The sequence below is a fragment of the Acinetobacter sp. YH12201 genome, assembly GCF_013418145.1.
GTDB lineage: Bacteria > Pseudomonadota > Gammaproteobacteria > Pseudomonadales > Moraxellaceae > Acinetobacter.
In genome coordinates, this window is record NZ_VPCP01000097.1 from 1 (window position 1) to 9,306 (window position 9,306).

General features: G+C 39.8%; 6 protein-coding genes. 4 read left to right on the forward strand and 2 right to left on the reverse strand.

The window, feature by feature from the left end:
• Window positions 1-377 precede the first annotated feature (377 nt).
• Genes uvrA through FTU91_RS14370 form a run of 3 tightly spaced genes read left to right on the forward strand, consistent with a single transcriptional unit; the run spans window position 378 to window position 4,188 of the window.
• Complete coding sequence (gene uvrA / locus FTU91_RS14360; RefSeq protein ID WP_166170771.1) at window positions 378-3,209, forward strand: excinuclease ABC subunit UvrA; 2,832 nt, start codon at window positions 378-380, stop codon at window positions 3,207-3,209.
• A 54-nt stretch (window positions 3,210-3,263) separates the two neighbouring features.
• Window positions 3,264-3,764, forward strand: coding sequence for a hypothetical protein (locus tag FTU91_RS14365; protein ID WP_166170773.1), 501 nt, complete (start codon window positions 3,264-3,266; stop codon window positions 3,762-3,764).
• Window positions 3,754-4,188 carry a hypothetical protein gene (locus tag FTU91_RS14370; protein ID WP_166170774.1) on the forward strand — a complete coding sequence of 145 codons (435 nt, stop codon included), beginning with the start codon at window positions 3,754-3,756 and terminating at the stop codon, window positions 4,186-4,188. The genes FTU91_RS14365 and FTU91_RS14370 overlap by 11 nt, the downstream gene beginning before the upstream one ends.
• A gap of 31 nt (window positions 4,189-4,219) precedes the next feature.
• On the opposite strand, the gene FTU91_RS14375 is transcribed toward FTU91_RS14370, so the two are convergent.
• On the reverse strand, window positions 4,220-5,923 hold the full coding sequence (locus FTU91_RS14375) for a GGDEF domain-containing protein (RefSeq protein WP_166170776.1): 1,704 nt from the start codon (window positions 5,921-5,923) through the stop codon (window positions 4,220-4,222).
• 1,386 nt (window positions 5,924-7,309) lie between these two features.
• On the opposite strand from FTU91_RS14375, the gene omp33-36 reads away from it, so the two are divergent.
• Entirely contained in the window at window positions 7,310-8,185 is an 876-nt protein-coding gene (gene omp33-36 / locus FTU91_RS14380) for a porin Omp33-36 (protein WP_086196505.1), read from the forward strand.
• Window positions 8,186-8,233: 48 nt separating this feature from the next.
• Here omp33-36 and FTU91_RS14385 read toward each other — a convergent pair whose 3' ends face one another.
• Window positions 8,234-8,929 carry an ion channel gene (locus tag FTU91_RS14385; protein ID WP_086196506.1) on the reverse strand — a complete coding sequence of 232 codons (696 nt, stop codon included), beginning with the start codon at window positions 8,927-8,929 and terminating at the stop codon, window positions 8,234-8,236.
• Between the last annotated feature and the right edge of the window lie 377 nt (window positions 8,930-9,306).

Here is a 9,306-nt window from a genome sequence, read left to right on the forward strand (position 1 = left end):
GTCATGAGAAAGCCCATATAAATGGGTAATGTACAAGTTGCTGTAGAAGCATGTTTAATTCGTCTGATCACAGATACTTTATAAAGTATTTTAATACTTTTTTGAATCCGTCAATGCGTAAGTCCTATAATCATGAGATTTCCGTTTTTTATTTTTCAGACGATATTTTGCATTTTAACGGTGAATCGGTCGAAATACTGAATTTCAATATCTAAATCTATGACTTGCAGGTACAGAGAAAGACCATTTCCATGCATTGAGTTTCAATCCTTGACCAGTCCGACACAAAATGTCGTTTAAATTCTTTTTAATACAGCTTGAACATTTTTCATGCGCTATCATATATAGGTTTTTGATGAATTTTCTAGGATCATTGCATGAGCCAAAGTCACATCCGTATTCGAGGTGCACGTACCCATAACCTGAAAAATGTGTCTCTCGATATTCCACGCGACAAGTTTGTGGTGATTACGGGACTTTCGGGTTCAGGTAAATCATCCCTCGCCTTCGATACCTTATATGCCGAAGGTCAGCGCCGTTATGTGGAATCACTGTCTGCTTATGCACGCCAGTTCCTTTCGCAAATGGAAAAACCGGAAGTCGACTCGATTGAAGGTTTAAGTCCGGCCATTGCTATCGAGCAGAAATCGACCAGCCATAACCCGCGTTCAACTGTGGGAACAATCACGGAAATTTACGACTATTTACGTCTGCTATATGCTCGTGTCGGCACACCCTATTGCCCTGAACATGACTTGCCGATGGTGGCACAAACCGTATCAGAAATGGTCGATGCGGTAAAAAGTCTGGAAGAAGGTACAGCCTTGATGCTGCTGGCCCCTGTGGTGCGTGAGCGTAAAGGTGAATACAGCAACCTGTTTGAACAGCTGCAAAGTCAGGGCTTTGTCCGTGCGCGTGTGGATGGTGAAATTGTTGAAATTGATACTCCACCGGAATTGGACAAAAAGAAAAAGCATACCATTGAAGTGGTGGTTGACCGTTTTAAAGTACGTGATGACTTGGGTAACCGGATTGCCGAATCCTTTGAAACTGCGCTGCGCCTGGGCGGTGATATTGCCATTTTGGCCTGGATGAAAGGCGAGCAACCTGAGCGCGTATTCTCTGCCAAACACTCCTGTCCGGAATGTGACCGTGCGGTTGCCGAACTGGAACCACGCCTGTTCTCGTTCAACAATCCCTTTGGGGCCTGCCCGGTCTGTGATGGTTTAGGTACGCGTAGCCATTTCAGTGCAGAAAAGCTGATTCCCAATACTGAAATTTCGATTAGCCAAGGCGCGATTCGTGGCTGGGACAGACAGCGTCCTTATTACTACAGCATGATTGAAAAAGTCGCCGCCCATTTTGGCTTTTCGCTGGATACGCCGTGGAATGAGCTGGATGCTGAGACCAAAAAGAAATTCCTGTATGGGACCGGCAAAGAAAAAGTCGATTTAAGTTATGTTGATGAACGCGGTCGTAAACATAACCGGGTGCAACCTTTTGAAGGTATTTTGCCGCATCTGGAACGCCGTTACCGTGAAACAGAATCGAACTATGTCCGTGATGATTTAGCACAATATTTGTCTAATGCAGCCTGTGATGCCTGTGGCGGTTCACGTCTGAATGAAATTTCCCGCAATGTCCGGGTCAAAGACAAGACCATTGCCCAGATCACCAAAATGTCGATTGGTGATGCCGAAAGCTATTATCAGGATTTAAATCTTGAAGGGGCTAAAGGCGAAATTGCCGACAAGATTTTCAAGGAAATCCGTGAACGTCTGCACTTCCTGGTCTCTGTCGGTTTGAATTACCTAAGTTTGTCCCGTTCTGCCGAAACCTTGTCTGGCGGTGAAGCACAGCGTATCCGTCTGGCTTCTCAAATTGGTGCCGGCCTGATGGGCGTGATGTATGTGCTGGATGAACCATCCATCGGCTTGCATCAACGCGATAATGACCGTCTGCTGGAAACCCTGGTGCGCTTACGCGACTTAGGCAATACTGTCCTGGTGGTTGAACATGATGAAGATGCGATTCGTGCCGCCGACCATATTATTGATATTGGTCCGGGTGCGGGTGTGCATGGCGGCCATATCATTGCCGAAGGCACCTATGAAGAATTGGCAGCCAATGAAAATTCGCTAACGGGTCAGTACCTGTCCGGCAAGTTAAAAATTGAAGTACCGAAAGTCAGAACTCAGCCGCCAAAACCGGAACAGCAAATCAAGCTGATGGGCGCGGCCGGTCATAACTTGCAAAATGTCGATTTAACCATTCCTTTAGGCGTGATGACTTGTGTCACCGGTGTATCGGGTTCGGGTAAATCAACCTTGATTAACCGTACCCTGTTACCACTGGCCGCAACACAATTGAACGGTGCAACCACGTTAACCGCAGAAAAATTTGACTCGATTGATGGTCTGCAATTCCTTGATAAAGTCGTGGACATTGACCAAAGCCCGATTGGACGTACCCCACGTTCTAACCCGGCAACCTATACGGGTCTGTTCACCCCGATTCGTGAACTGTTTGCCCAAACCCCTGAAGCCAAAGCTCGCGGTTATGCCGCAGGACGTTTCTCGTTTAACGTGAAAGGCGGCCGCTGTGAAGCCTGTGAAGGTGATGGCATGATTAAAGTAGCTATGCATTTCTTACCGGATATGTATGTGCCTTGCGATGCCTGTCATGGCAAGCGTTATAACCGTGAAACGTTAGAAGTCGGCTATAAAGGCAAAAACATTTCCGACGTACTGGAAATGACCGTTGAAGATGCCATGCATTTCTTTGAGGCCATCCCGGTGATTCACCGCCGTCTGGAAACCTTGAATCAGGTGGGTTTAGGTTATATTCGCTTAGGTCAGTCTGCAACCACCCTTTCCGGTGGTGAAGCACAGCGGGTCAAACTCGCGCGTGAACTGGCAAAACGTGATACCGGTAAAACCTTGTATGTACTGGATGAGCCGACTACGGGTCTGCATTTCCACGATATTGCCAAGCTGCTCGACATTCTGCATGAGCTACGCAACAAGGGGAATACCATTGTGGTGATTGAGCATAATCTGGATGTAATTAAAACTGCGGATTGGGTGATTGACCTGGGTCCTGAAGGTGGTGCTGGTGGCGGGATGATTATTGCTGAAGGTACACCTGAAGAAGTGGTGAAATCTAAAGTTTCACATACAGCTAAGTTCTTGAAGCCGTTGTTGAAATAACAATAAAAATCGAGTACAAAGAATTAACCAATATAACTATTCTTTGTACTCGATATGCCTGAAAATTTTTTTAATTGGATAGCCTTTATTGGGGTTGTTGCTACTTGTATTGCAACTGGAATTAGCATATATCAAGCTCACAAATCATATAAAGCTTCACAAAACTCTAAGAATTCAGCTTTGGATGCAGAAAAACATGCGAAAAATATAAAACAAGAACTTAAGAATGTTATTAATCGTAGAGAATTAGATAGAGATGCTCAGAGACTAAAAGAAATTAGAAGTATACTTTCAGAAAAATATACCCGAAATTACAACAATAGAGGCTCAAAATTAAATACACATCTAAGTCAGCTTAACCACCTTCTAAATGAAATTTCTAGTCAAGTGATTTTCCACCCTTACGAACATAAAATCAAAAAAATTCAATCGGATATTCAGACTATCGATATTAATGCTGATGTCCAAACTATCCAATTAGCTATTCAAAGCATAGTTAGTCAAATCAATGAAATTTTAAGAAATATAGATGGAGTCGTAAAAGATGGTGACTAATGAGCAACTAATCCAAGCTTTGTACGAAAATAGAAAACTAAGTATTACTATGAATTATAGAATTTATGGAGAAAAAATTGGCTTTTCACAATCCTATATTTATGCGATAGCAAATGATTTATTCCCTTTTTTTCAACATGAAGGAGACAAAGATCCTTTTATATCTTGTTATAAAATTACATCAGAGCAAATAAATAAAATTGTTAACTATATTGATGAAGAATGGCTCAAGGGAAACCTATACTCGTTTTATGATCTAGAAAATAAGTTTGGAGGTAAAGGATATCGTTCAGAGCTGATCAGAATATTAAGATATACATATTTGGATGATAGATTCGATACTAAACTATGGGAAAAGTTAGTTTCTTGGGCACCTGTAGAAGCTAATAACTTAAATCGACCATTAGATGATTGGGAGATTTAAAATAGTGAGGGTGGTTTTTATTTGTACTAGATCACCCCGCCACTTTATTTTTACCATTTGCCTTAGCCTGAAATAATGATTTGTCGGCTTTTTCCAGTAGTGACATCCACGATGCTCCCCCTACCACTACTCCAGCACTAACAGAAATACGAATATTCTGGTTTAATTCAGCAATATACAGTTCAGATCTGCCAATCTCCTGAAGAATTTTATTGGCAATAGCCCAAGCCTCCGGAAAATTAATGTGCTCGATTAAAACCAAAAATTCATCACCACCATAACGAACAATTAAATCCGAAGCTCTTACATTCAATTGCAATTTTTCTGCAATCAGTTTAATGACTTCATCACCGACAATATGCCCAAAAGTATCATTCACATGCTTAAAGTCATCGATATCAATAATGATTAAGCCAGTGTGCTTGAACTGATTCGGCTTATTCTCCAGATAACGGATATATTCCTCTAAAGCCAAACGGTTAGATACACCCGTCAAATTATCCGTATTGGCAATATTTCTGAGCTGAAATTCCAGTGCGTCACGCTGCTGTAGTACCCGCTTTAATTCTTTAAGGGCGTCTAATAAGGTGATTGGCTTAGCAGATAATGGTGTCTGTTTACTCTCTATAACCTGATGCTGTGCCAGTCGAAGAATGGTATTTCTGGCTTTAAGTAACGGTATAAAAACATGATTGCGCGCATAGATCATGGTAAAAGAAACCGCAACCAAACAGATCAGTGCCACCAGTAAAGTTAAAATCAGTTTTTGCTGGGCTTGTTTCTTCTGGGTTTGAGCGACCGTAACACTGTAATCCAGAATATAGCTTTGCAAATTGACTACTGTCAGGAATTTATCAACCATTGCTTCTGTGAGTTGCGTACCGGTCAATGAATAGGCCTGATTACGGATACTTTCATTCATCAGGCGAGTAACTATTGGAATACCTTGATCTAAAAACTGTGCTTTTACCTGCTGATGTAAAGCTAGATATTCTGGGGTTTTATCCTGCGCAGGCTGTATGGTATTCACTAAAGCCCATAAATAATGGGCCTGATGTTGCGTCTGCAATGACCGCGCCAAGTTATCTTCGGGGATTTTTTCATTAAAAGTCACCGCTGCCATAATATTAGAGGCAGTTCGACCAGCCTGATCACGTAAATCAGCCAAAATTAAAATCAGCGTATAGTAGTCTGAGACTGAAGTTCCTTCAGCTTCAGAATGTACCAATACATTTTCTATAATTGCTTTACAACTATCCCATGCCTTAAACATTTGCTGAATCGCCTGATCCAGCTGTCTTGCACTCCGTTCAGATCGCGGCAAGGCACTATAAACATCGACCGCATGACGACCTTGAGCCAAAGCCCCTTTTACATGAGAAGATAAGGCTTGAGCCTGAACAGAAAAACCTGCCGTAGCTAAAATTACACTTGTCTGCTCAATCTGCAGATCTACTTCTTTCCGGTAAGCTTCTAATTCTTTTATATTTTCTTCGAGTTCATCGGCACTACTCGACATCACCTTATTAGCAGGTGCCCGTTCACGGGAAATTTTATTGGCTAAATCAGCTACAGCACGAAGCGCAGAAATTTCAGTTAAGGCACGATCTGCTTTCTGATAGCTCTGATAACTACTGACAATTAAGGGAACAGATAAAAACAAAAGAGACAGTGCGATAATGATCATCGACCAAAACAGCCGCCGGCTGATATGTTCCGAGCGTAATTTATACATAAATTAATTACTCACCATACACACCAAATGACCTGTGATCATACTCAAATTATATATAAATATATTACACGATTTTGATCTAAAAAGAGTTAAAAATTAATCAATATTTTTAAATATCTGCATTCTATCAACCACTTATAATATTTTTTAAAATAAAAGTTAAAAAAAATCTAAATTCTTTAATAAAGCTTTAAGATCCAGTGCATATCTGTAGGGTTTCAACTCAATTTTTATTCTTTCCCCCAATAGTAGCAAACTGCTTTTCATTGAGTGCAATTAAAAATTTTGCATATCTATAAATTGCAGTTAAGCAAGCCGCTTAAATAGAAAATCCTGTTTCCCTTAAAGATCTCGACAAAATAATGCAGGACTATTTCTAGGAAGCCCCCAATTTATATTGTTTAAATTACCTGCTTATCTAAATATTGCTACTTGCATGATAAGAAAATATTTACACATGCCACAAATAAGTGCATAATGCACCTCATTAGGGCAAATTAAATATATTCTCAGCAGATTTTTTAATTTTTCCGAAGATTTTGGCGAAAAACCCCAGTTTTCTTTGAAAATTGGGGTTTTTTATACTTAAATTTCAAGAAAAATCTAATTCCCGCTCCACATTAAGCACCATATTGGTGCAATAAAAGTTAATCCTAGGGTTTCTACTTAAGGATTCACTCTCTAATGACTAAAAATAAGTTTTGCTATTAATATGATTATGCTTCCATTTTTATTGCCTGTTCTTATTTCGCAGCCAACTGCAATATTTTTCTGACATAAAAAAAAAACCAACCTTGGGGAAAGTTGGGCATATAAAACAAAAACTTGTTTATGGAGAATCAGATCATCATCACATTATTGCAATGTAGTATGAATTGATAGATACATTATCGTAAAAACCGTTATAAAAGTAAAGCCTATCAAAACAGTAAGATTTAAAATTCATCACAACAGCACGATATTTGCACTAAATAAATTACAATTTGTGCATTTTTCAACCAACCCCATCCCGTTTTAGGTGAATTTTATTATTAGAATCAAATGAATAGCCTTAAAATGCCATACAGATCATGCAATAAAGTATATTTCAATTGGATTTTACAATTAATTTTTAAATTTAATCCAATTTAACATTATACAAAGTCCTTATTTTTTGCATATTTCTGAAAAAATAAGTTTTAAAAATGTTCATATTCATTTGTTCTAAAAACAAATTTTTCAAGTTGACCTGACACAGTTTAATCGTACTTTTTTCAACCAATTACATTATGTATAACAAAAAAACAACAAAATAATGTTCTTTTAGTTCATTGACTTAATGTTTTGTTACAATACAATAAAAGTAGTTTAATTCACCTGCAATAGAAAATAGAATTGGAAATTAATATGAAAAAACTCGGTTTAGCCACTGCTTTATTATTAGCCATGACCGGTGCTCAAGCATATCAAGTAGAAGTACAAGGTCAGTCTGAATACATCGACACCACAGCAAATGACAAAGATTTCACCGGTGGTTTGCAAGGTACTTATTACCTTAAAGATGTTGACTCTTCTAAAGGCCCATTGGCTGAAGCAGCTTTCTTAAACCAAGCATCTAACGTATCTGTTGCTTATAATTACGGCGAGTTAGGTTCAGACGATATCGACGTTATCGCTCATAACTATGGCGTTAAAGCTGAAGCTTATGTGCCAACTCAAGTTGTACCTGTATATGCTAGCGCTTCTTATAGCCACACAATTTTAGACAGCAAAAATAACAACGCCACTGATGATCAAGGCGACCGTTATGCCTTAGAACTTGGTGCATTTGCTGCGCCTAATTTCTTGGTTGCAGTAGGTTATACAAGCGTTGCTGATCAAACTGCTCTTGATGCATTCAATGTTATGGCTAATGGCGTTGTTAAATCAGTTGGTGAAACTGCTACGATCGGTGAAGATCAAGATGCAATTACTGCACGTACCAAATATGTTGGTGCTATTGACGGAACCAACATGGCAATCGGTTTTGAATCTGGTTTAGTTTACGGTGACGACACTGCTTATAACCTAGGTACAACTCTTTTCGTTACGCCTAAGTTAAGCGTTGGTGCTTCTTATGCTGAATCTAGCTTTGCTGGTACACCAGACTCAGCTTGGGGTGCAAACGTAAATTACTTCATCACTCCTGCCGTTGCAGTGGGCGCTTCTTACGTAAATGCGAATGCTGAACAACTTGCGCTTGATACACAAACTGTTGGCGTAAACGCTAAATTCCGTTTCTAATTTTTAATTAGAAAAAGAATTCAAAAAAGGACGCTTTATGCGTCCTTTTTATTGGTCTTTATCTTTAGAATGCTTGGGTAAATGGGCAATATATTGCAAGGCAATCAAGCGTGAAACAATGAGGGCCAGATACATAACCCCGGAAAACATTTGCAGTAGTGCCAGTACCCGTGCGGGGGCACTTATGGGCATTAAATCCGATAAGCCGGTTGCAGACTGCAAACTAAAACTCAAAAACAATAAATCAAGCCAGCTTTGTAAACCTGCAACATTGGGATTCTGAAAGCTTCCCGGTACCAGCAGCTGGCAAACGTTATATAAAAAAGCAAATGCCCAGGCCAGCAACGTAAATACCGCACCTGCAGCAAACAGTTCATCTCGGGTTAAATAGCGGTCTTCAAACATATAACGCAACAAACCATAGGCCGCGCTAAAGTAAGCTGCGGCTTCAAAACCATGGGCAATGACTTGTAGCCATGGATTTTTTATACCTAATATAATCAGGGAAGAAAAAATCACGGCACCACTGACAAAACTTAAGCCCAAAATGGTAAACATCGGTGTTTGCCGAATGACTTTGGCAATCACCAGTAAAACCAGCACCCCCAGTAGCCAGCTAAGCGTACGGTAAGGCGTGCTGTAATTGACGGCAACCGACAGAATTAAAATAATAAATTGTAATAAAAGTAGCCAAGCTGAAGGCAATACGCGAAATACCTTCCACACATCCATAATCGCCTGCATGTACTGCTCCAAAATATTGCTTTTTTATGCCTGAATTTTTTATGTTTCTTTTAATCAACTTAGCATGAATGCTTGAAGCTGCAAGTGAAACATTTGTAGAAAAATGATAAAAGTCGCCCTCTTCTTTGCCAGATTTATGTTTGATAAAAGAGAGACTCATCCATGCTAACAATAGGATTGAGAACCGAAGCCCAGCCTTGCAATCACGTTGTGTTCCATTTGCTAAAGTCATAAAAAAAGCCCCTGAATGGCACTGCTGTCCCATAGTTTGCTTTAAATAAAAAAACCTGAGTCCTAACAGTTAAAATATGAGTGCAAACAAACACTTTAACGACCAGGATTCAGGTTTTGTCACATCAGAATACCGTATTTCATGA

Excerpts from the sequence above, each read along its gene's own strand:
- uvrA (WP_166170771.1), top strand. The coding sequence starts at position 378 with ATGAGCCAAAGTCACATCCGTATTCGAGGTGCACGTACCCATAACCTG.
- FTU91_RS14365 (WP_166170773.1), top strand. The coding sequence starts at position 3,264 with ATGCCTGAAAATTTTTTTAATTGGATAGCCTTTATTGGGGTTGTTGCT.
- FTU91_RS14370 (WP_166170774.1), top strand. The coding sequence starts at position 3,754 with ATGGTGACTAATGAGCAACTAATCCAAGCTTTGTACGAAAATAGAAAA.
- FTU91_RS14375 (WP_166170776.1), bottom strand. The coding sequence starts at position 5,923 with ATGTATAAATTACGCTCGGAACATATCAGCCGGCGGCTGTTTTGGTCG.
- omp33-36 (WP_086196505.1), top strand. The coding sequence starts at position 7,310 with ATGAAAAAACTCGGTTTAGCCACTGCTTTATTATTAGCCATGACCGGT.
- FTU91_RS14385 (WP_086196506.1), bottom strand. The coding sequence starts at position 8,929 with ATGCAGGCGATTATGGATGTGTGGAAGGTATTTCGCGTATTGCCTTCA.